This is a genomic window from Brevibacillus sp. AY1, from assembly GCF_029870785.1.
Taxonomy (GTDB): Bacteria; Bacillota; Bacilli; order Brevibacillales; family Brevibacillaceae; genus Brevibacillus; species Brevibacillus invocatus.
Map to the genome: position 1 here is coordinate 19,287 of NZ_JAFLPN010000018.1, position 21,157 is coordinate 40,443.

At 50.9% G+C, this 21,157-nt stretch carries 22 protein-coding genes and 1 pseudogene; 10 read left to right on the top strand and 13 right to left on the bottom strand.

The genetic code is table 11. The features are described 5' to 3' along the window. Positions 1 to 63 precede the first annotated feature (63 nt). The 5 genes from JZI27_RS14950 to JZI27_RS14970 all read left to right on the top strand — a co-directional run bounded on the left by JZI27_RS14950 (position 64) and on the right by JZI27_RS14970 (position 5,046). A complete protein-coding gene (locus JZI27_RS14950) occupies positions 64 to 1,002 on the top strand; it encodes an AAA family ATPase (protein ID WP_122910194.1) in 939 nt (312 codons plus the stop codon). 3 nt (positions 1,003 to 1,005) lie between these two features. After that, positions 1,006 to 2,196 carry a DUF58 domain-containing protein gene (locus tag JZI27_RS14955; protein WP_280208031.1) on the top strand — a complete coding sequence of 397 codons (1,191 nt, stop codon included), beginning with the start codon at positions 1,006 to 1,008 and terminating at the stop codon, positions 2,194 to 2,196. Then, the gene (locus JZI27_RS14960) at positions 2,193 to 3,515 is read left to right on the top strand and encodes a DUF4129 domain-containing protein (protein WP_280208032.1); all 1,323 of its coding nucleotides are present in this window, start codon (positions 2,193 to 2,195) and stop codon (positions 3,513 to 3,515) included. The genes JZI27_RS14955 and JZI27_RS14960 overlap by 4 nt, the downstream gene beginning before the upstream one ends. Before the next feature lie 167 nt (positions 3,516 to 3,682). Next, positions 3,683 to 4,105, top strand: coding sequence for a DUF5937 family protein (locus JZI27_RS14965; RefSeq protein ID WP_280208034.1), 423 nt, complete (start codon positions 3,683 to 3,685; stop codon positions 4,103 to 4,105). 26 nt (positions 4,106 to 4,131) lie between these two features. Then, entirely contained in the window at positions 4,132 to 5,046 is a 915-nt protein-coding gene (locus JZI27_RS14970; RefSeq protein ID WP_280208036.1) for a Nif3-like dinuclear metal center hexameric protein, read from the top strand. 46 nt (positions 5,047 to 5,092) lie between these two features. Here the strand turns inward: JZI27_RS14970 and JZI27_RS14975 are convergent, their stop codons facing one another. From JZI27_RS14975 to JZI27_RS14985, 3 genes are all read right to left on the bottom strand, one after another. Beyond that, positions 5,093 to 6,130, bottom strand: coding sequence for an NADH:flavin oxidoreductase/NADH oxidase (locus JZI27_RS14975; RefSeq protein ID WP_280208038.1), 1,038 nt, complete (start codon positions 6,128 to 6,130; stop codon positions 5,093 to 5,095). 171 nt (positions 6,131 to 6,301) lie between these two features. Further along, complete coding sequence (locus tag JZI27_RS14980) at positions 6,302 to 7,405, bottom strand: citrate synthase/methylcitrate synthase (protein WP_251243645.1); 1,104 nt, start codon at positions 7,403 to 7,405, stop codon at positions 6,302 to 6,304. A 115-nt stretch (positions 7,406 to 7,520) separates the two neighbouring features. Then, positions 7,521 to 8,432 (bottom strand): LysR family transcriptional regulator, encoded by a 912-nt coding sequence (locus tag JZI27_RS14985; RefSeq protein ID WP_280208039.1) that lies wholly within the window; start codon positions 8,430 to 8,432, stop codon positions 7,521 to 7,523. Positions 8,433 to 8,761: 329 nt separating this feature from the next. Between JZI27_RS14985 and JZI27_RS14990 the strand changes: the two genes are divergently transcribed. Further along, on the top strand, positions 8,762 to 10,408 hold the full coding sequence (locus JZI27_RS14990) for a DUF6583 family protein (RefSeq protein WP_280208041.1): 1,647 nt from the start codon (positions 8,762 to 8,764) through the stop codon (positions 10,406 to 10,408). A gap of 61 nt (positions 10,409 to 10,469) precedes the next feature. On the opposite strand, the gene JZI27_RS14995 is transcribed toward JZI27_RS14990, so the two are convergent. After that, positions 10,470 to 10,838: a cupin gene (locus JZI27_RS14995; protein WP_122910186.1), complete on the bottom strand. Its 369-nt coding sequence runs from the start codon at positions 10,836 to 10,838 to the stop codon at positions 10,470 to 10,472. A 38-nt stretch (positions 10,839 to 10,876) separates the two neighbouring features. Further along, positions 10,877 to 12,697, bottom strand: coding sequence for an SgrR family transcriptional regulator (locus tag JZI27_RS15000; RefSeq protein ID WP_280208042.1), 1,821 nt, complete (start codon positions 12,695 to 12,697; stop codon positions 10,877 to 10,879). Positions 12,698 to 12,807: 110 nt separating this feature from the next. Between JZI27_RS15000 and JZI27_RS15005 the strand changes: the two genes are divergently transcribed. Beyond that, positions 12,808 to 14,010: an MFS transporter gene (locus JZI27_RS15005; RefSeq protein ID WP_280208043.1), complete on the top strand. Its 1,203-nt coding sequence runs from the start codon at positions 12,808 to 12,810 to the stop codon at positions 14,008 to 14,010. 70 nt (positions 14,011 to 14,080) lie between these two features. Here the strand turns inward: JZI27_RS15005 and JZI27_RS15010 are convergent, their stop codons facing one another. The 5 genes from JZI27_RS15010 to JZI27_RS15030 all read right to left on the bottom strand — a co-directional run bounded on the left by JZI27_RS15010 (position 14,081) and on the right by JZI27_RS15030 (position 18,431). Then, positions 14,081 to 15,763: a methyl-accepting chemotaxis protein gene (locus tag JZI27_RS15010; RefSeq protein ID WP_245997062.1), complete on the bottom strand. Its 1,683-nt coding sequence runs from the start codon at positions 15,761 to 15,763 to the stop codon at positions 14,081 to 14,083. A 153-nt stretch (positions 15,764 to 15,916) separates the two neighbouring features. Next, positions 15,917 to 16,930, bottom strand: coding sequence for an NAD-dependent epimerase/dehydratase family protein (locus tag JZI27_RS15015; protein ID WP_251243651.1), 1,014 nt, complete (start codon positions 16,928 to 16,930; stop codon positions 15,917 to 15,919). Between the two features lie 23 nt (positions 16,931 to 16,953). Next, complete coding sequence (clpP, locus tag JZI27_RS15020) at positions 16,954 to 17,553, bottom strand: ATP-dependent Clp endopeptidase proteolytic subunit ClpP (RefSeq protein ID WP_122910181.1); 600 nt, start codon at positions 17,551 to 17,553, stop codon at positions 16,954 to 16,956. A gap of 21 nt (positions 17,554 to 17,574) precedes the next feature. After that, positions 17,575 to 17,841 carry a hypothetical protein gene (locus JZI27_RS15025; RefSeq protein WP_122910180.1) on the bottom strand — a complete coding sequence of 89 codons (267 nt, stop codon included), beginning with the start codon at positions 17,839 to 17,841 and terminating at the stop codon, positions 17,575 to 17,577. Then, positions 17,838 to 18,431 (bottom strand): winged helix-turn-helix domain-containing protein, encoded by a 594-nt coding sequence (locus JZI27_RS15030; RefSeq protein WP_122910179.1) that lies wholly within the window; start codon positions 18,429 to 18,431, stop codon positions 17,838 to 17,840. The genes JZI27_RS15025 and JZI27_RS15030 overlap by 4 nt, the downstream gene beginning before the upstream one ends. A 213-nt stretch (positions 18,432 to 18,644) precedes the next feature. Between JZI27_RS15030 and JZI27_RS15035 the strand changes: the two genes are divergently transcribed. Then, positions 18,645 to 18,920 (top strand): hypothetical protein, encoded by a 276-nt coding sequence (locus JZI27_RS15035; RefSeq protein WP_122910268.1) that lies wholly within the window; start codon positions 18,645 to 18,647, stop codon positions 18,918 to 18,920. Positions 18,921 to 18,956: 36 nt separating this feature from the next. Beyond that, positions 18,957 to 19,091, top strand: coding sequence for a hypothetical protein (locus tag JZI27_RS15040; protein ID WP_280208045.1), 135 nt, complete (start codon positions 18,957 to 18,959; stop codon positions 19,089 to 19,091). Positions 19,092 to 19,129: 38 nt separating this feature from the next. On the opposite strand, the gene JZI27_RS15045 is transcribed toward JZI27_RS15040, so the two are convergent. The 3 genes and pseudogenes from JZI27_RS15045 to JZI27_RS15055 form a co-directional block, all read right to left on the bottom strand. Beyond that, on the bottom strand, positions 19,130 to 19,510 hold the full coding sequence (locus JZI27_RS15045; RefSeq protein WP_221175557.1) for a cupin domain-containing protein: 381 nt from the start codon (positions 19,508 to 19,510) through the stop codon (positions 19,130 to 19,132). A gap of 54 nt (positions 19,511 to 19,564) precedes the next feature. Then, positions 19,565 to 19,948 (bottom strand): annotated as a pseudogene (locus JZI27_RS15050) (DUF2500 domain-containing protein); the annotation flags it as partial. Between the two features lie 57 nt (positions 19,949 to 20,005). Continuing rightward, entirely contained in the window at positions 20,006 to 20,593 is a 588-nt protein-coding gene (locus JZI27_RS15055) for an NAD(P)H-dependent oxidoreductase (RefSeq protein ID WP_280208046.1), read from the bottom strand. A 119-nt stretch (positions 20,594 to 20,712) separates the two neighbouring features. Between JZI27_RS15055 and JZI27_RS15060 the strand changes: the two genes are divergently transcribed. Then, positions 20,713 to 21,153: a MarR family winged helix-turn-helix transcriptional regulator gene (locus JZI27_RS15060; protein ID WP_280208048.1), complete on the top strand. Its 441-nt coding sequence runs from the start codon at positions 20,713 to 20,715 to the stop codon at positions 21,151 to 21,153. Positions 21,154 to 21,157: the final 4 nt, after the last annotated feature.

The window sequence follows — 21,157 nt, forward strand, 5'->3', positions numbered from 1 at the left end:
GTATAATGAAGGACGGGTACTATCGTTCGATGGATGGAAAGAATAAAAAGGAGACTATCTGCTATGTCCAATTCTTCTTTGAATACCTTGCTCGACGCCGTTAACCGCGTCATTGTCGGAAAAGACAAACAAATCCGTTTGCTTGTCACGGCCTTGCTGGCTCGCGGCCATGTCTTGCTGGAGGATTTGCCTGGCATGGGAAAAACCGTTCTGGCTAAAACACTGGCACAGGCGATCGGCGGCAGCTACAATCGCGTGCAATTTACCGCTGACCTGCTTCCGTCTGACATCGTGGGACTGCATGTTTTCAATCAGCGCAGCCAAGATTTCGAATTGCGCAAGGGCCCCGTGTTTGCTGACGTTTTGCTCGCCGATGAGATCAACCGTGCTACACCACGTACACAATCAGGTCTATTAGAGTGCATGGAAGAACGCCAGGTGACGATTGAAGGCGTTACGTTGCCGCTCTCCCCTGCCATGCTGGTCATCGCGACACAAAATCCGATTGAGTCAGAAGGGACTTATCCACTGCCAGAAGCGCAATTGGACCGTTTTTTGTTTAAAATTTCGCTCGGGTACGGCAATAAAGAGGATGCGCGGGAGATTTTGCGTCGCTTCCGCAGTCAATCCCCCCTCGACGAGGTACAACCGGTCATCTCTGTTGAAGAGATCATCTCTCTGCAACAGGAAGTAACGAAGGTTCATGTCAGCCCGACTGTAGAAGATTATGTGATCGACCTGACAGAAGCGACACGTCATAACCGCTCTGTGGAGGTCGGGATCAGTCCGCGCGCTATGCTTGCCCTGGTTCGCTGTGCACAGGCAGCCGCCTATCTCGATGGTCGCCGTTTTGTACTACCAGATGATGTGAAGCATGTTTTTCCCTACCTCGCCACACATCGCATCCGACTGTCTATGGAAGCCGAGCTGCATGTGACCGAGGAGGAAGTCATCGAGCAAATTCTGCAAAGCGTACCGACTCCGGTCGAAGAAAGCGTGTAAGCAATGAACGCGAAGCAACCTTTTCAGCTGATCGGCTTTATTCTCCTGTTTGGAGCCCTGCTTTCCGGGAGCGGCTTTCTCTGGATTTTCGGCGGCCTTTTCCTTTTCCTGCCGGCAGCGCAAGAGTGGTGGCAGACACGAATTGGCCGCTGGCTGAAGGTGGATTGGACTGCTGATCAAAGCCGGGTCATGCCGGGTACCCCCGTTCAAGTAACGGTCCGCTTGCACAATCGCTCCTGGCTGCCGTTGCCTGCTACCTGGCTTCGAATCACCCTGCCGGATCACGTCACCGTAACCGGAGCAGCCGAGAGCAGCCAGAGCAATCAACGGACGTATATTCGACTACGCTTTGATGTGCCAGCACGCAAAAATGCTGCTCTTACCTTGGTCCTAACCCCACACAAGCGTGGCGTTGTCTGGCTAACCGATGTGGAGTGTGAAACCATCCCGCTGTTTCTCGGTGAGCCGAGCACGTTGACGCTGCCACTCTCTTTTTCACTGCTTGTCTATCCGACTCCGCTGCCGCTTCCCCCGCTTGCTTTCGACGAGACGGAGCCTGAAGGTAGCAGCCTTTCCCGGCAGAGACAGCAGGAAGATATGACTTTTTTGCGTGGGGTAAGATCGTATTTTCCGGGTGACCGAATCAAAAACATTCACTGGAAAGCGACAGCCAAAACCAATACCCTGCAAACCAGGCTGTTCGAACATACTGCACGCTCCAACTGGAGAGTCGTGGGCCATATTCTGCCTTCCTATGAACCGTCCTTACAACGGCATAATCACGACGAGAATGAGCGAACCATCTCCTGCATGGCTGCGATCTCCGTCTATTGCAGACGACATTCACTCAGCTATGAGCTGTTCCTTACAGTCAAACAACGCGGGCGGGAGCTCTACCATCTGCCAGCAGGAAGCGGAAAATCCCATCATCTCTATGTCATGACACAGCTTGCCCAGCTTCATCACTATTTCACGACTCCACTCACCTCGTTATTGCGTCGATTGGAGGATAGCTCGTCCAAAGATGCGATCCTGCTCATCACGCCTCGTCTGGATGAGCACGTGCATGCATCGATTGATCGGTTGCTTCGGCGTGGTCATCGAGTAGCTGTGCTGGACGTTTCCGGCGAGCAGGCCGCTTTACGTCGATATGAAACCACCGCCATACAGCGGAGAAGGGCGGTGTCGCCATGAGCTTCTTCGCCCTTGGACGATTGGGCATCCACTTTTGGATGGAGGCTTTGATGACAGCTGGCCTTCTGATGCTCTTTGGCTTCCTGTCGATCAGCGTTACACATATGCTCGTCTTCGGGTTGGCTGCTTCCGCGCTTTTTCTGATGGGCAGCTGGCTGCATCAGTCAGGCAGCCGCATCCTGTTGTTGCATCTGCTCATGTACCCGCTCTTTGCTGGAATAGGTATGCTCGGCTATTTGTTCTTCGACTCCTGGCTGATCGCCCTGCTCTTGACCGGCCTGTTGTATTGGCGCGTTCAATCCATCTCGCAAAGCAGCTTTCAGTATGACAACCTGCAAAATCGTTTTTTTCTAGCCACCTCGATTTGTTTGACCCATTTGACTATAGCAGTCCTGTTCTTACGCTCAGGAGAAGGGAAAAGCTTTGATTCTGCACCCTTCTACGGAATGTTCGTCCTGATCCTGGCCAGTTATCTGGTGTTGAACTGGCTCATCTATATGACTGACCTGCGGAACACACAGGCTCGTCCTTCTGCCGGCATGTCAGCATCGTTTGGGACACAGCTGCTTGCGACACGCAGTCTCATTGTCGCCGGTTATATACTCGGCGCCTCTTTGCTGCTGTGGCTGCTCGACTCCCTTTGGACGTGGTTGAAGGAGCCTGTTTACGAGCTGCTTTATCTGATATTCAGCCCGGTCCTGCAGGCTTTGTCCGATTGGTCAGAGAGTTTGGCGAGCCTTTTCGCCAAAAATGAGCGCATCACGGATATGATCAATGATCAAGGTGGTGCAGCCGAGCAGGCCTACGAAAATATGGACGGAACCGGGGAGCCCCTCTTTACTTCACTGGAGCCGTATCTGATCGGTGGAACCATCCTCCTCGTAGCAGTCCTGCTCGCCCTGTACATCTGGAGGCAGCGAAATCTTACGAAAGCAGAGTCCGACCATCAGGAAAGCCAACCGATCGCGAGCAGCGTGCTGACCGATCTCGCTCCGCCAGAAGAACCCGGGCAGCCTGTGCTCGATTTGGACCGCTTTTTCCATCGTCGTCCCGGCCCGTCTGAAGAACCGGTTCGGTACGCGTACTTCGAGTTTTTACAGCACATGTCCAGACAAGGCATCCAAATCTATCGCTACGAAACAAGCCAGGAATTCCTGCAACGACTTCGCAGAAAGCTAGACAACGCTGAGCACCTGGCCCTGGCTGAGCGCATCACGCGTTACTATGAGCAATACCGCTATCAGGAGCATTCTCTCTCGCCTGAAGATCTCGCGGACATGCAGCATGCCGTTCGTCAGCTCATCGCGTCTTCCACCTGAGCCTCATAGCCCGTCATGTATGATCAACCACGCTTTCGAAAGAGCGTGGTTTTTTCGCTTGCATCTCTTGACTTTCCATACTGCTTCCAGCATAATCACTTCACTTTTGGCAACCTGAATTCTCGATTTACCAATCGGTTAATTGAAATAAAGAAAGGAGTCAGCTCATGCAAGACCTTCCCCTGTGGCTGCGAAAGCATCTCTCTATCGTCAATCTGCCAGGGAATGAATTTTTCCATAGTCTTCACGTATTAGCCAACCCAGAGCATCATGCAACTCGCTTGGCATGGACCGAGGAGATCCTCCCTTCCATCCCGACATCCTTGCGCCATCAGCTCCAGGAGATGGATGCCCTCTCCAATCAATTCCTGAACGTGTTGGACTTTTTCCTGCCCTGGGAGGATACATATCACCACTCTATCGCAGCGCTGGTACGAGCGCTGGTGATGGAAGGCACGGCTTTTACAGCGCTACTACCCGACCTGGGGCTTCTGGGGGTAGTCCTGCTTTTGCTCATCACAGCCACTCTCCTCTTGGTCAGACGCGCAGAGCGGCATATGAAGGAGACCGGGAACATGGTGTTGTATTAGGAACAGAGGAAGGAGATGTGGGGGAGATGGAATCACGAGTTGCTTTAGGAAACGCGCTCAGCAAGCTATTTCACATCGAAGAGTGGGAGACTGACCCTGCCTTTAGCCGTTTTATTCCGATGGTATACGATCCTCTGGGGTTTGACTGGGCTCACTATTTTGAACCGGAATTCGTTTCGCGTTTCAATGGTTTCATGCTGGCAGGACGCGAAGAGGTGGAAACGGTTTTTCTCGCTGTTTTTCCTACCGAAGAAGTCCTGCAGTCCTTCATCCAGCAGGCTGCACCTGGCGACCTCTTGTTCATGCATCATCCCCTGTTCATGGAGTGTGGTGATCCACGAGGGAAATGGGGCCGAGGTTTTTTACCGATACAACCTGATCTTTTACAACGCTTAAAGGACAAGGAGCTATCCGTTTTTACCTGTCATCTGCCGATGGATACGAGCATGCCGATTGGCACAGGCGGAGCGATCATGGAGGCGCTGGGTGCGGAGCTGATCCAGCCGTTTATCCCTCATGGAAACGGGCATGTGGGCGGCATTTTCCGGGTAAAAGAGACGAATACAGATGCGTTGATCACGCAACTAACAGCGATATTTGATATTCCATACATCGACTTTGAAGGGATCCGACGTACAAGTATCGATACGGTTGCCATCGTGCCTGGCTGTGGTGACGTGGTACGTGACATGCAAGAAGCGGAAGCCCTCGGGGCTCAGGCTTACATCACCGGTGAAATTCATTGCCATATTGACAATCCCTACGGCAGGCAGCGTTTCGCCCAGATGATGGAATACGTGCAGAAAACCTCCCTGTCGCTAATCGGGGTTTCACACGCAGCTTCCGAGTACCTGGTGATGAAAACGCAAATGAAGCGCTGGTTTGAGCAGCATACCTCGCTGAACGTCGTCTTGCTGCCGCAAAAGCGTTGGTGGGTGTAACAGACGTACAAAAAAAAGAGCCGTAACGGCTCTTTTTTTCGCTTCCTTATCGCTTTGTCGGAAAACCCGGCCCATACTGCCTAGGAATCCCTACTTCACCCGAAAGCTCACGGATCGCATGAATCGCCCAATACGGATCATGCAAAATTCCACGGCCTACTGCGATCAGATCGGCATCGCCATTGCCCAGCGTAGCTTCTGCCAGGCTGGCATCATCCAGCTTGCCTACTGCAATCACCGGAACGCCTAGTGCCTGCCGGATCGCTCTGGCGAGTGGTACCTGGTAGCCAGGATGAATGCCAGGACGGCCACGTGAGCCAATCGGACCTTCACCGCCACTGGAGATGTGGAAGATGTCGATTCCGGCTTCCTTGTATCGACGGCACAGCTCGATGCTGTGTTCCAGACCATATCCGTCATCTACATACTCGACGGCAGAAATGCGCATGATCAGAGGCATGTCGGCAGGAATGACATTTTTGATCGCCTGAATCACCTCTACACCGAACAGGGCGAGGTCGCGTCCGTACTGATCCTCACGCTGGTTCGTCAGCGGCGAATGGAATTGATGAATCAGGTAGCCGTGAGCACCGTGCACCTCGATCGTATCCATGCCCGCTTCCACTGCACGACGAGCAGACTCGGCAAACTTCTCCACCATCTGCTGCACTTCTTCTGTCGTCAATGCGCGAGGTGTTTTGTACACATCGCCTGGAAACTTGATCGCAGACGAAGAGACAGGAACCTCGGCATCCTCGGCTTTTCTGCCGGCATGACCAATCTGGATCCCGATTTTGGCTCCGTATTTATGTACTTCCTTCACGATGCGGGCATAGGCAGGAATCTGCTCGTCCGACCACAATCCCAGATCGCCATTGGAAATTCGGCCATCGGGCTCCACATCCGTCATTTCTACGATGATCAGTCCGGTCCCCCCTACAGCACGGGAAACGTAGTGAACAAAATGCCAGTCATTTGGAGTTCCGTCATGGGCATCCACTGAATACTGGCACATCGGCGGCATGACTACGCGATTTTTCAAGGTAAGTCCTTTGAATTGAAACGGAGATGCTAATAACACCATATGCTCCACCCCTTCTTTTTTTCTCATCATGCCAAAACAAAGACGCACATGCAATCCCGAACTGCACTTGGACTGCACTCCGCGTTTTTGTGGACGTTAAAACGAAAACACCCCCTCGGCAGAGCTGTACAGTCTGCTAAAAGGGGGAGGATATCTCGGTATATTTACGTTTTACTCTGGCATCGAGCCAATGTAGTTGGACTGTGGACGGATGATCCGGTTGCTCGCAGCCTGTTCCAGGATATGAGCGCTCCAGCCTACGACACGGCTTACTGCAAAGCTTGGCGTGAACAGGTCGTCATCCAGACCGACAGCACGCATCACAGCTGCAGCAAAGAATTCTACATTGGTATTCAGCTTGCGGCCCGGTTTGTACTCTGCCAACAGTCGCAGCCCTACCTGCTCTACATGTGTGGCGAGATCAAACCATGGGTCATCACCGGACAGCTGCTCTGCTACGACGCGCAGGGCCGTTGCACGGGGATCGATGGTTTTGTAGACACGATGACCGAAGCCCATCAGACGTCCGCCGTTTTCAAGTTTGTTACGAAGCCATGGTTCTGCATTTTCCTTGGTACCGATGGCCTCGATCATTTCCGTTACTTCCGATGGTGCTCCACCGTGCAAAGGTCCCTTCAAGGTCCCGATCGCACCTGTGATCGCAGAGATCAGATCGGATTCTGTCGAGGTGACCACGCGCCCGGTAAAGGTAGAGGCATTCATGCCATGCTCCTGAGTCAAAATCAGGTACGCATCCAGTGCGCGAACATGTGCGTGACTAGGTTCTGTTCCTTTGAGCATGTACAGGTAATTGGCCGTATGGTCCAGTTCGAACTTGGGAGCGAGCGGTTCACGGCCTTGCAGACAGGCGTAGCGGAAAGCCACGATAGTCGGCATTTTGGCGGTGACAGCGATCACTTCGTCAATAGTTGGAGGCCAGCCGTGAGCAGAGCTGCCGAGAGCAGATACCCCTGTACGAAGCACGCTCATCATATCGACATCAGCGGGGATCAAGCGCAGTAGCCCTTTTACGTGCTCAGGAAGCTCGCGGTTTTCCTTCAGCTTGTTTTTGAGCGCAGTCAGCTCTTCCTCGCTGGGCAAATGTCCGTACCAGAGCAGATGAGCAACTTCCTCGAACGTATGGTGAATCGCCAAATCTCGCGCCCAATATCCGCGATAAACCAATAAGCCTTCCAGACCGTCCACCAGGCTCAGGTCTGTTTCGGCAACTGCGATTCCATCCAACCCAATGGCTAGCTGCGATTGTTTACTCATTATCCCCACTCCCTTAAACGATTGATCTATCTTTCTATCTTCTTCTAGTATATCGATTGCGATTCGCAATATGAAATAAAATAATATCGGGTTTTTGATTATAAATCGTTATCAATTAATTGCGACCACCCTGTACGAGCGGCATCGGCGGATACAAGCTTTGCAAAATCTCTACAAAATGCTGCACCGCGGCTGACACACCGCCCTTTGGCACGACCAAATAAGAAGCTACCTTGGGCAGATGCAGACCTGGGGTAGGCAACTCAATGAACCGGTTTTCAAACAAGTCACGGTAGACGGCTGTGCGGGGCAGGAAAGATACTCCCAGACCATCCTCGATAAATCGCTTGGTGATGTCCACCTGCGAGACTGTCATGGTTCGCAGGCTAATCCCTCGCTGGCGCAGCTGCAGCAGCAGATCGTCCCAATATCCCGGATGATTGTAGGTAAAAAGCCGCTTGGTTTGCAGCTCCTGCTCCCAGTCCGGCAACGGCGCGTCCATGTCTCCTCCATTATGCGGTACCGCAAACACGATCGGATCTTCATACAGCAAGTACGTGGACAATTGAAATTCGCCCGGTATGATTCTGGTCAGACCGAGATCCGCTTGCCCGCTCTGCACCAATGGACCGATCTCGACCGAATCGGCAATTCGAATGGACAGATCGACATCGGGATACAGCTTTGTGTAGCGATGAAGCAAATGGGACAGCCTAGCACGTGCAATGATCGGTGACACGACGATTTGCAGCTTTTCCTGATACCCTTGTCTCCAAGCCAGCAAATCCTCCATTCCATAATGCCACTGCTCCAGAAGACTTTTGGCATGGGGCAAATACCGTTTCCCCGCCGCCGTCAAACGAACGCGCTTCCCCACCCGTTCAAACAAAGAAATACCCAATTCCTTTTCCAACAGCCGAATGTGCTGACTAACCGTCGGCTGGGCAATAAACAGCGCCTCAGCCGCCTGATGAAAATTTTCGGTAGTAGCCGCTACCATGAATGTTTGCAGCACGCGAAAATCCACTTACATTCCTCCCCCTGGTTGTCCCGAATCTATCTGAATTGAATATTTCCAATTACAATATCATATCATTCTAATTCATTTGAACCATAATCCTGCTTAATCCTATATCGGCAGGTACCCTCTTTGCCAACACCACTTCTCGGTTATTGGAAAAATCAGGACTGATTGACTGGGTATAAAGTTACTTTTTATCACATTTCGACAGCATTTTGCTGGAAATCATTTTCAAAGCTTTTCCATATGTTACAATACAAAACTGAGTGCGTGAAACCATAGCTGTTCAAACACGTATTCACTAAACAGATAGAAAGCTTAAAGGGGAGAAAGTGATGGAAACCACAACAAATGTCAACCCGCCACGCAAAAGCTACAAAAAAACACTGTTGATTATCGGTGCTGCAGCGGTAGTTGTCATCGGCGGACTGGGTACTGCGTACGCCAAACTGGACCTGTTCAAAAGTTCAAAAACGATTTACCTGCAATCTGAAGCTGAGAGCATGATGAAGCTTTCCAGCGATTTTTCAAAATCCTACGCAGAATATGAAGCGTACATGAAGCCTTACCTGGAAAAACCTGTTCACTCTAAGACAGAGTTGAGTGATATTCAGATTGATGCAGACATTCCAGACCCGCAAGCAGAAAAAGTGCTCGACTTGCTGAGCAGCGCAAAAATCATCATGAACAGCAACATCGATGAACAAAAGAAACAGCAATCCGGTAATCTGGAAGTTCACCTGAGCGAAAAGAAACTGGCTACCCTGGAGTTTTTCCTGAACGATACGCTGGTTGGCTTCAAGCTTCCGGAGTTTTATAGCAAGTACGCGTATGTAGACCTGAAAGACCGCGAGACCATCGCGCAGAATTTTGGTGAAGAATTGCCGAAGCGCTTCCTCACCTATGGCGATCTGTTCAAAGCAGTCGAAGTCAACAGTGACGAAGTAAAAAGCATCATGACGCCATACGCCTTGCTCTATGCGAACAGCTTGAAAGACAGTCAGATCAGCATGAAGAAGGACGTTGCCTTTAACGAGGAAGGGTACCAGACCAACGTTCGCGAAGTAACGGTCAGCTTTACCCCCGAGGAAGCCTCTGCCCTGCTGACGCAGATCGCAGAAAAAGCCAAGACAGATGAAAAGCTGTTTGACCTGATCTACACGCGATACAACAATATGTACACCTTGATGAACGACACAGGCTATGAAGTAGGGCCATCGATCACTCGTGAAGAGTTCAAGAAGTCCTTTGACCAGACATTTACCGACCTGATTGAAGATGTGAAGGTAGAAGAACCAAACAAGGAAGAGAAACTGAATATGGTTGTACTGATCGACTCCAACCACCAGATTCTTTCCCGCAAATTGCTGGTTGCCGAGAAGGATAAAGAAAGTGTCTTCTGGCAAAGCGTTTCTTATCAAAACGGAGCAGACACCTACCACCATTATTCCCTGCAGGATCCGGAAAATGCTGATAGCAACAAGCTGAGTCTCTCCTACAAAGCGAAGGAAGAACAAGGCAAGACGAACGGTACCTTCGGCTTCCTCTTAGTCGACGAGTCCCGGCCTGTGATGGATCTGAAAACCACTTTTGAGACAACCAAACAAGATAAAAAAGAAGACGGCACCTACGATTTCAACCTGGCCCTTCAGGATGACACCGCTCTGCAAACTGTATCCCTGTCCGGTAAAATCACTTCCACCACTACCAATACCGACAACGGACGCGAGTCTACAGCAGATGTGACACTCCATTTCGATGAGACACCTGAACTGCCAAAAGGCGTAAGCATGAAGCTGAAAACGACAGAGGAATTCGGAAAACCGCTTGAAATCCCTCAAGTCAACGACAGCAACGGCATCAACCTGGCAACCATCACAGAAGAGCAAATGATGGAAATCCAGCAGGAAGTGGGCATCTCCATGCAAACCTTCATGGAAGAGAATGCGGAGCTGTTTCAAGAATTTATGATGATGCCTTAATCGAAAGAAGAAAACCTCGCCAGTCATACGGGGTCAGTCCCTACGACTTTGGCGAGGTTTTTTATATCCTTTCAAGCAATGGCATGAAGCGCTCGGGATTCAATCCTTCTCCCTCGATCACCATGACCACCATTCCTTCATCACTTCCGGACTCATGCCCCTCACCTGCTACCCAAAAAGCAGCCTGGCCGGCGCTGATCGACACACGTTCCGTATCATCCTTGCCGCGAACCCAGCCTTCCCCGTCCACCACGAGAAAAAGCTGGTCCACGACCGCAGGGTGATAACCAAGCACGCTATTAGTTCCCAACCGAATACAGCCAATGGCTACCGGTCCCTGAGTTCGTACGATACGCGCAATCGCAGCATTGACAGAATCGTATACTTCAATCGCACTCGCTACCTGTTGATCAAAACGAAACAGCTTCATACACGTTCTCCTCCTGATATGAGTTCGTTCAGCCAGCCTTATTCCCCAGACTGAATCCAAATGTCCTTGTACTTCACCAGCCCCAATGCTGTCAGGGAAACGCCCGCCAGCGCTTCATGATACGAAATCTGTTGGGTAGAGTGGTACAGTAACGATATAGCCGCCCGCTCCTTGAGCAATGTCTCCACATCATGCACATCCTGCTGCTGTTGCTTCAAATCCGGTTCACACATGGCTCGATCCAGCGTGTCGTCGATCCCCTCCCGCAGACTGACATCACAGAGCATCCGTATAAAGCTGCGATCCGACCTGTACATCTCGATCATTCCGATCAGCAGCGGGTGTTCGAACACTTCGCCTGCCAGCAAGAGATCAGCTTGCAAGGCAATATTCGGCTGCTTGAGCTCTTCAATCGTGACTGCCTTTACGAACACACTCACCCCTGCTTCCCTTAATCTCTCCTGTACCCAGCAGACATCCTTCTCATTTCCTGCCCCCTGATAGGTGTACAGGTTGATCGTCTCTCCCTGATAGCCGCAGGCTTGCAACAGATGACGCGCTTCCTCCAGCTGCAGCGGCGGCTGGTCCTGGTTCTCCTTGGCTTGTTCCATTAGAAAACTATTTGCTGGCCGATGCCGTTCCTCCCCTAGTTGGGCAATCATCGAGTCACGATCCAGCAAGCGATCAACCGTTTCACGAAACACCTGATTCTGGACTATTCCGCCACGATTTAAGTTATACATGATGTACTTGCAGCCCATCTCGACCTGTTGAAGCGCTCTCCACTCGTCTCTCAGCTCCCGTATGGTTGTGGACTGGCGCAAGTGCTCGTGGTCGTCCTTGCCATCATGAGCGGTCAAAAGCCATTGGCTGATAGCGGAGACAATCCATATCTCGACCCGATCCAGATGGGCTCGGCCTTGGAAGTAATGCGGAAATGCCTCCAAGACAAACAGTCGCTCATCATTTCGTGTCAATCGGAATGGTCCGCTCCCAATCGGCTCACTGGAGAATGCCTCTTTTTTCTGCTGTACGATGTCTCGGGGTACTATGGACAAGCGATTAGACGCGAGGATCGAGAGCCACATAGGATTGGAACGCTTCAGCTTTATGCGCAATTTGTAAGGAGAAAGCGCGATCACCTCTACTAAATCCTGAAGCATCCATCGATAGGGAGAGCCGGTAGCTTTATCCGCAATACGTCGCAGCGTCCACACCACATCATCGGCTATCAGCTCTCGACCGTGATGAAACTGGACTCCTTTGCGCAAATATATCGTCCATTCAGTGCCGACGTCGTTCGCCTCCCAATGGTGCGCAAGATGCGGCTGATAGGCTCCCGTCGATTCATCATAGCGAATCAGCGTATCAAAAATCTGGTTGACCATATGTGATTCCGTCCTGCGCCCCACAAATGCCGGGTCCAGAGCTGGTATCGTTCTGTAAAATGACATCCTCAACGTATCCAGCGGTCGCTCGTCCCCTGGTTCCGTCCGAAAGCCAAACTGTTCCGAAAGCCATGACAAAAATCCTTCTTTTCCATGGGGAGAAAAGTGTGAATCCTGCACCAGCTGCAGGGCTTTTTCCACATCGCCTTGCCTTACACATTCCTGTGCTTGAGCCAGCACGACGTGTTCCACACCACACAGGAAGGTAACCCTGGATACATGCCCTCTTCCACGTCCAGGAGTCCATTCGATCCATTGTCTATGGACAAACTGCTTGATCACCAGCTTTGCATTTCTTTCCGTACAACAAAATATCTCCCCTAATTGGGGCAAAGTGATCTCCTGTGGCACCCCTTCTGCCACATCCTGATATCGCTCGCGCAAACGCAAGTAATACTGCATCATTTGCATGTTTCATCACTCAACTCTCTATAGAAAGAGGAAAACGAACGCTTCTCATTCTACCCTTTTTCCCTGTGGTATCCCATATAAGATTAGGGGTGAAAGAGGAGGTCAAACCCATGTCTGCTGTTCAATCCATCTGGCGTAACCGCCCATTTCTCATTCTTTTTTCCACTTCCGCGCTGGTGAGTGCCGGAGCCAAGGTCTATGAATTAACGCTTCCCCTGATGCTGTACGAAATGACTCGCTCACCGGTCACGATGGCAACCATGAGAACCATTGAGTTTTTACCCAATCTGCTGCTTGCCATGTTTATCGGCGTATGGGTAGACCGCTTTTCCAAAAAGCGCTGGTCACAATGGATGGTTTTCGGCCAAATGCTTCTCCTGTTCATGCTGTACGCCATGGTCGAGACAGGAGCTGCTGAAGTCATTCACTTTTACATGGCAGGCTTCCTTTTGATGACCTTCAACTACGGTTTTCACAATGCCCGGATGAGCATCATCAAAGTAGTTGTTCCCAAAGAGCTGCTCACTTCAGCCAATGCCCGCTTTTCGTTTATGTACACGATCATCGAAATCATGGGGCCAGCCATATCGGGTTTTATCCTGTTGTTCGCCAGCCTGCACAACGGATTCCTGATTACCGGTACCGCTTATCTTCTTGCTTTGTGTGCCATCTCCTTTTTAGAGAAGAAGGAAGAGTCTGCACCTTCAGCGAAAGAATCATTTTGGACGGAATTCGCTGCAGGCTGGCGTGAGCTTTTGCGCAACCGTCCTCTCTGGCAAATCACTGTGCTCGTGATCTTTTTGAATGCGACGTCTGGCATGTTTGACGCCATGATCGTTTACTTTGCCAAAGATCATCTGCGATTGGATAACTCCCAATTAGGCCTGGTTTTATCTGTCATCGGTGCAGGCGGCTTGGTCGGCAGCTCCCTGGTTGTGTACTTGCGCAAGAAATTTCCCACTGGAAGACTGCTGGGCACTACCATCCTCCTGTTGGGAGTCTCGTATTCCCTCATGGCACTTGCCCATAACATCTGGCTGATGTGCCTAGCCCTGTTTCTCACTGGCATGATTGGTACGATCGAAAACATCTGCATCTGGACGTTTCGCCAGGAGACCACTCCCTTGTCCATGATGGGTAGAATTACCGGCATCACGGGTTCCATTTTCAAGCTGGGCATGGTCTTCTCCATCTACCTGTCGGGTTGGGTGACAGAGTGGATGGGGCCTGGAATTGTCTTCACGGCAGCGGCCGTCGGCAATCTCATCATCTTTTTGGTTTATCGACAGCTTTCTCTGTGGCGCCTGGCCTAAGCAGACGCCAGACATCCGAAAAAAATCCCCAAACAGCATGTACTCACGGCTGACTGGGGATTTGTGCTGACTAGACTTTAAAACGTCCTATTCCTCTTTCCAACTCTTCAGCCAATCGGGTAAGCGAAGCGGCTGAGGTATAGATTTCTTCCATCGAAGCGAGCTGCTCTTGCGCTGCAGCTGATACATCCAGGGTTTTGGAAACGGCATGCTGGGTTACGTCTGCCATCGTCTGCATGGACTGCGCCACTTTATCCGTACTATCCGTCAGTGTACGCGAAGCAGAAGATACGTCCTGCACCTGAGCCGCCACACCGTCTACTGCATCTCGAATGTCCGAGAAGACACCTCCTGCACGAGTAACTCCCTCAACCCCTGAAGCCACTTCTTCCTTCCCGGTCTGCATGGAAGAAACGGCGTCTCTGGTCTCGTTGCGGATCATCTCCACGAGCTCGGTTATCTCACGCGTAGAATTGGAAGACTGTTCTGCCAGCTTGCGCACTTCGTCAGCTACTACAGCAAATCCTCTGCCGTGCTCTCCGGCGCGAGCGGCTTCGATTGCCGCATTGAGTGCCAGCAGGTTGGTCTGTGCCGCAATGTCCGTGATCACATTGACGATTTCGCCGATTTGCTCGGAGCGTTTTCCCAATTTGCCGACCGTTTCAGCCAAATGAGTCATCGTCTCGCCGATGCTGTTCATCTGTACAACGGCTGATTGAATCGTCTGATTGCCGTCAGCAGCCAGCTGTGAAGTGTGTACCGCTGTGTTGGTAACTTGCTCTGCTCTGTTCGCGATCTGGCTGATACCAGAAGCCATTTGATCCACTTCTACGTGACTTTCCTCGACATGATGCGCTTGTTTTTCCGTACCCTCCGCAAGCTCCTGCATCGTCGCCGAAATTTGCTCAGTTGCCTGGCTTGTCTGTTCGGAGCTGGCTGACAACTGCTCCGCTGATGCTGCTACCTGCTGGGCATGTCCCTTGATTTGCAGGATCAACTCGCGCAAATTACGCAGCATCTGGTTGAAGGAAGCTGCCAACATCCCGATCTCATCCTTGGAGGACACCTTCAGCTCTCTTGTCAGATCCCCTTCCCCTTCTGCGATGGATCGCAACTGTTCATTGATACGATGCAGTGGGGTCACGATAGAGCGAACGAGAAACACCCCTATAATAATGGAAAAAAGAATGCTGACAACAGCCACGATGAACTGGATCGAGTTGGCAAGCATCAATTGTTTGGCCTGCTTCATTTCACTGGCATCTTGGCTTATTATGACCTCATCCATTAATGCACCAACAGCTTCGTCCAATTCGAGTCTAGATTGGCTTTCTTCCCCAAAATGCAGCAACTGGGCTTCAAGCTGGTTCCCGCGGTCCCAAAATTTAACAGCTAATCCACTTTGATCCGCATAATCACGGTATAAGGTTTCAATCTGTTGAATGGTTTCCTTTTGACTGGCTGACAAATAATTGACCTCGCGCAATTTCTGGAACAGCGCCTCCAAGCGCTCGCCTTTTGCCAGCATCCCCTCTACGTACTGGGATTCACCCGTTAACAAGTACCCGCGCTCATCATTGCTATGACCAGTCATGACAAACTGAATTTCCCGGAGGTCACTGAGTGTCTCCGCTTCATCCATCATTCTTTGATACGATTTGGTAACCCTGTCATTTTGGATGTACGTATAATAGGAAGAACTAATCATCATGACCAAAAGTACACCAAACGCGATCAAAAACTTGGTTCTCATTTTCACAAAGATGCCTCCTCTAGTCTGCCTGCAACATGGTCTGTCGCTTGATTTTTCCCATTTCCCGTTTCCCTTTTTTGCATCCTCCTAAACATCCAACGCAAAAACAGCCCTGCACCATCGAACGGGCAAGGACTGTTTACTTCCTCTATTCTATTTCGTTCTCCGATTTGCCAGACATTCATCCTCCAGGTCATATTCTGTCTGACCTGGCACCTTTTCAGGCGGATGAGCACTCTCCCATTCAATCGTCCTGCGCATCGCCTCGTCCGCTGAACAAAGCTCCCGGTAGCCGAGCTCGCTTCTGATCCTGCTAGTATCCAAGAGGATATGCTGCCTTGAGTCGATCTGTATGCGCATGAATTCTGGTAGCTCACGAGCTGGCATCGTTACGATTTCTCCCTTCCAGCCAACCGCCTGTGCAATTCGGACAATCCATTCCTTCATGGTCAGAAAAGCGTCCTCACCCACGTGATAGATTCTGCCGCTAGCTCTCTTATCCGTCGTAACCAGACTAATCGCATGGGCAATATCCTCCACATAGCCACGCGTCCATCGCCACTCGGAAAACTCTTCTTCGAGCAGGATTGTTCGTCGGCCATCCAGCATCTGTTGCAGGTAGGGGTACGGACGGTGCTGGTAATCTCCTGGTCCGTACACCATCGGGAGTCGAATGACGGAGCCCGGCAGTTCCGGATGATTCATCACGACCTTCTCGACCAATACCTTGTCATAGTCTTCGCGACCATCGATCCTGTCACGAAACGGATATCGTTTCTCGCATAGTGGGGAATCCTCCGTCAGAAGTCCTTCCTCGATCGGGCCAGTCTCGATCCCGTTGACCTTGCCAAACGCCCGGTACACATCACAGCTGCTGACCGCCACGACACGGCCCGCGATTCCCGCAAACGTCTCCATGACGAGCTGTGCTTCCCTTTCTGTATAAGGAAACATATCGAGCACAACATCCGGGGAAAAGGAGTCGAACTCACGGCGGTAGTCACCGAGGCGTGCTCGATCTCCTGCAATTGTCAGCAAGCCTGCGGGAAGCTTCTTAGGATCGCTTAAACCCCTGTTGAAGATGGCGATGTCATGACCGTCATAGGCCAGCCTTTTCATGACATGCGGGCCGATAAACCGCGTTCCTCCCAAAAGCAGAATTCTCACTCCTGTTCCCCCCCTCGTCACGATTATCGTTTTTCGATGATCTTGTCAATCAAGCCGTATTCCAGCGCTTCTTCAGCCGAGAGGAAAAAGTCCCGATCGGAGTCGCGCTCAATCTGCTCGACACTCTTGCCCGTACGCTCAGCGATGATACGATACAACATCTGGCGCGTCTTCAGGATGCGTTCCGCAGCAATCTTCATGTCACTCGCCTGCCCCTGGCTTCCGCCCGAAGGCTGGTGCAGCATGACCTCTGCATTGGGCAAGGCAAAACGCTTCCCTGGCGCTCCTGCTACCAGCAGCATGGCGCCCATCGAAGCCGCAAAGCCCGTGCAAATCGTGGAGACATCAGGCCCAATGAAATTCATCGTATCGATAACGGCCATCCCTGCCGTGATAGAACCACCCGGAGAGTTGATATAGAGATGGATGTCCTTTTTCGGGTCCTCTGCTGCCAGGAATAACAGCTGCGCAACGACCGCATTGGCTACCTGATCATCGATGACGCTGCCCAGAAAAATAATCCTGTCCTTCAGCAAACGGGAGTAGATATCGTACGAACGCTCTCCATAGCTGGTCTGCTCTACTACCATAGGGATTAGATTCATGCGTAAATCCTCCTTCATATTCCTGTTTTGGAATACACGCTACGCGACCATGCGCATGTGCATAGCTTGCGGCGACGAAACCGAGGTGCTTTTTCTGGAAAAGCCTGAGGACACTTCTGTCACGACAGCAGGATGATTGGCAGAACCGACCTCCCGCCTGGTCACTGTCGCTTCCTGCTCAGCCTGAACGTTTCCATCCCTGGAATGAGGGAATAGAATCACATTGCTTTCCGCAGGCTGCTCTCCCCTTTTCTCCCATACAACGACTGGTCTCGACGCTCTCTGTGCAGTTGCCTCTGCCTTCATCCTTCTTCGCCTCCTTCTTTTGGATAGACAGCCAGTACGACCTGATACGTCTCCTGTCCTTCTGCGGCTGTCTGGTACTTTTCCACCAGCTGGTTCACCAGCTGTACGTACTCCTCGACGAAGGCACTGCGCTGCTCGGCACTAGCCAGCTGAATCCGGGTATCCAGCGTGGCACTCGGAATCTCCTCCTGCTGGTCCGATCGCTCCATCAACAGCAGGGCATCTCGCTTGATCCGCTCTGCGGTATGAACCAAATGCGACAGCGAGCCCTGATCCTTCATCTGCTGCACGGTGTTTCCTGCCCAGTTCAGCCCTTCTGACAAAACGTACGTGCGCGCGATCGCGAGGTAAAGCACCTCCACCAGATTGCGCACCTGGCGGCTCCCTACCCTGCGCACCAAGCCTACTTTTTCCAGTGCCTTCAGGTGGTAATTGACTCTCTGCGGAATTTCATTGATCCCACGTGCTACCTCTGCCGCAGAAGCAGGCTCCATCAGTCGGCTTAAAATCTCGGCACGAAGCGGGTTCAACAAGGCCATCGCCTGCTCTGGCGATTCGACTACATAGGTTTCAAGCTGCTCTTGTGCCACCTTTTCACACCTCATGACATTAATCATTTACGTAAAAATAGTTTATTACGTAGATTTCCCTTTGTCAAATGCTGGATGAGCCCAATATGTACCTTTTATTTTTCGAGGCTTAATTGCCGAACTTGGGTCGATTGCAAATCCCCGTCTTATTTCCAATTGCCCGAATGGAGGAACAGGAGTAGAATGGAGTTTACCGAGGAGGTGAGAATCGTCATGGAAGAATTGTTATTCTTGCTTTCGTTGGACGATCTCTTCGCCTTGCTGGCCATGCTCGTGGGAGGAGTAGCGACTGCCTGCTATTTGCGTCGTTACGTCAATCCTCAAAAGCTGGCTATTCATTGGCACGCGAGAGATGCCTACCAACCGTCTATTCATCCGAACACGGTGGAGGCATATCCGATGAAAGCAGGGCAAATGCTGCGCTACCGGTTGTTCCGACGCATGCATACAGACGGCGAATCCGATACATACGTTCACCTTTTGGCTTGATCCGCGCACAGGAAAAACCAAAAGGAGGTCGATCCCATGATCGCCAAGTATATCGGAGAAGCTTTGATTTTTTTTGTCAGTCTGCCACTTTTCGCTTATCAGACGTTGGAAGGTCTGCACGCTTTGGCTGACGCGTTTGCACAAATGTCCGATTTCATGAATATGAAGTAATACAAAAAAAGCCCGACCGCTGATGGTCAGGCTTTTTCTTATTCTTCTTTGCGATCCCCCCGTGTAGGAGGGGTAGATATGACGAGAAATTCCACTTCGTCAAAACGCTCATTTTTCATCTGATGCCACACTCCCGGCGGGACCTCTGCGCCCTCCTGTTCTCGGAGCATCAGCCTCACGCCGTCCACTTCCAGCATCGCCTCGCCCGACAGGACGAAGAAAAACTGTCGCGCGCGCTCATGATAATGCCGTACTTCTTCCGTTTTTCCAGGCATCCGCTCATGGATCACACTCAGATTATTTCCCTTGGCCAGATGCCAGCCGTCACATGCCGCTCCCCAATTGTAATGCTCCGCGCTTTTCTTGCTGATTTTATTGGGACGAAAGAATTCATGCGTCTCGGGCGCCTGCTGCTGCACTGGCGTAGGCTGCTCCACTTTACGCGACGCAGTAGCACGTGGCTGAAAGCTTTTAAATTGGGTTCCTTGAAAAGTCAGCAGTCCGGTCTCGTCTTCTTTGCATGCGCCGTAAACGGAACCTTTTACACCCAGTTCAATTCGTTCCCCATTAGCCAGCTCGAAAGTAATATAGTACGAGGTATTCGCACTCGAATTATTGGAGCCTCCCCATACCTGGATTCGTTTGCCAATCACCGTCACCTCTTCCTCTCTGACAGGCGAAGCGTTATTGGACATCCAGGTACTCACGCCTTTGATGACAATAAAGGCAATGGTCCCAAAAATAATCAGGGGAATGATGACAAATAGGATATTGAAGATTGAAAAGCCATCGGAATAAAAAGGATCAAAAAACAACTGCCTCTCCTCCTGTAGCATGGGTTTTTCCATGTTTTCCATTTCCGTTTATCTTACCATATACGGATATAGCAGGAGTGTGGTTGCATGCGAGGCACCTTATGCACGGACTGCCTGGAAGTAACGGCGCACTTTCTCCAGCTTTTCGACCTGCCCTCCCCTCGGACTTTCCATATTGCCGAATTCAAAGAATTTCACTTTGCGCATCCCTACGTATTGAAACAAGGCTTTCTTCATCAATGCCTTGTGTGCATTGTTCAACCAGAACAACGGATAATGTGTAGGTCCCTTCATCGTTGAAATGCACACAACCGATTTTCCGCGCAACAGCCCCTCGGGTAGCAACCCACCTTTTTCCCTGTAAGCAAACTCCGAAGCAAAAAGCTGGTCGATATACCCCATAAGCATGGCTGGGGGACGGCCCCACCAGATGGGATACACAAATACCAGCTGGTCAGCCCAGAGGATTTGTTCCCGGTAGGTTTCTAAATCAGGGTCCGCATGCATATCCCGTCTACGTTTTTGCTCATTGAAAACCAGGACCGGATTGAACCCTTCCTCGTACAGATCCAGCACTTTGATTTCTTCGATTTGCGGATTCTCTGTACTTCCTTGAATGACCTTTTGCAAAAAGGCATAGCTAAGACTCTGATGATTTGGATGTGTGTAGATAATCAGCGTTTTCAATGCCCAGCCCCCTACTTATCATTCGATAAGTAAAAAATACCACCTCCATGAATTAGTTGTCAATTGATAATTGTTTGTTGATAATGATTTTGCTATCGTTACGATAGAGAGGTGATTTTGTGGACAAGGAACTGTTTTTTCAAAAGCTAGTCAGCTTTACTGCTGCTGTTCACCAAGTGACGCATGATTTAACCAAAGATGTGAAAACCGGCGATATCACCCCCGTGCAATATAAAATGCTGGAATACATCACCGTCAGTCAGCCCGTTACCTTGAGCGAAATCAGCGACTGTCTTCATATGTCCATGCCCAATACGAGCCGCGAGCTGAAAAAATTATGCGAGAAAAACCTGTGTGAAAAAATGACGGATGCCGAAGATCGGCGAAAGCAGGTCATCCGTCTTTCCGCCGATGGTGAGGTCTTGATGCAGCAGGCCTTTCAGCGCATTGCGACTCTATTTAACCAGCGGATACAGGAGACTACTCTAGAGGATTTGGCCGAGCTCGAGCGCGCTATAGATTTGCTTTCTAGCAAGCTTTTCTACGTCAATCCAAGATGAAAGC

Excerpts from the sequence above, each read along its gene's own strand:
- JZI27_RS14950 (WP_122910194.1), top strand. The coding sequence starts at position 64 with ATGTCCAATTCTTCTTTGAATACCTTGCTCGACGCCGTTAACCGCGTC.
- JZI27_RS14955 (WP_280208031.1), top strand. The coding sequence starts at position 1,006 with ATGAACGCGAAGCAACCTTTTCAGCTGATCGGCTTTATTCTCCTGTTT.
- JZI27_RS14960 (WP_280208032.1), top strand. The coding sequence starts at position 2,193 with ATGAGCTTCTTCGCCCTTGGACGATTGGGCATCCACTTTTGGATGGAG.
- JZI27_RS14965 (WP_280208034.1), top strand. The coding sequence starts at position 3,683 with ATGCAAGACCTTCCCCTGTGGCTGCGAAAGCATCTCTCTATCGTCAAT.
- JZI27_RS14970 (WP_280208036.1), top strand. The coding sequence starts at position 4,132 with ATGGAATCACGAGTTGCTTTAGGAAACGCGCTCAGCAAGCTATTTCAC.
- JZI27_RS14975 (WP_280208038.1), bottom strand. The coding sequence starts at position 6,130 with ATGGTGTTATTAGCATCTCCGTTTCAATTCAAAGGACTTACCTTGAAA.
- JZI27_RS14980 (WP_251243645.1), bottom strand. The coding sequence starts at position 7,405 with ATGAGTAAACAATCGCAGCTAGCCATTGGGTTGGATGGAATCGCAGTT.
- JZI27_RS14990 (WP_280208041.1), top strand. The coding sequence starts at position 8,762 with ATGGAAACCACAACAAATGTCAACCCGCCACGCAAAAGCTACAAAAAA.
- JZI27_RS14995 (WP_122910186.1), bottom strand. The coding sequence starts at position 10,838 with ATGAAGCTGTTTCGTTTTGATCAACAGGTAGCGAGTGCGATTGAAGTA.
- JZI27_RS15000 (WP_280208042.1), bottom strand. The coding sequence starts at position 12,697 with ATGCAAATGATGCAGTATTACTTGCGTTTGCGCGAGCGATATCAGGAT.
- JZI27_RS15005 (WP_280208043.1), top strand. The coding sequence starts at position 12,808 with ATGTCTGCTGTTCAATCCATCTGGCGTAACCGCCCATTTCTCATTCTT.
- JZI27_RS15010 (WP_245997062.1), bottom strand. The coding sequence starts at position 15,763 with ATGAGAACCAAGTTTTTGATCGCGTTTGGTGTACTTTTGGTCATGATG.
- clpP (WP_122910181.1), bottom strand. The coding sequence starts at position 17,553 with ATGAAGGAGGATTTACGCATGAATCTAATCCCTATGGTAGTAGAGCAG.
- JZI27_RS15025 (WP_122910180.1), bottom strand. The coding sequence starts at position 17,841 with ATGAAGGCAGAGGCAACTGCACAGAGAGCGTCGAGACCAGTCGTTGTA.
- JZI27_RS15035 (WP_122910268.1), top strand. The coding sequence starts at position 18,645 with ATGGAAGAATTGTTATTCTTGCTTTCGTTGGACGATCTCTTCGCCTTG.
- JZI27_RS15040 (WP_280208045.1), top strand. The coding sequence starts at position 18,957 with ATGATCGCCAAGTATATCGGAGAAGCTTTGATTTTTTTTGTCAGTCTG.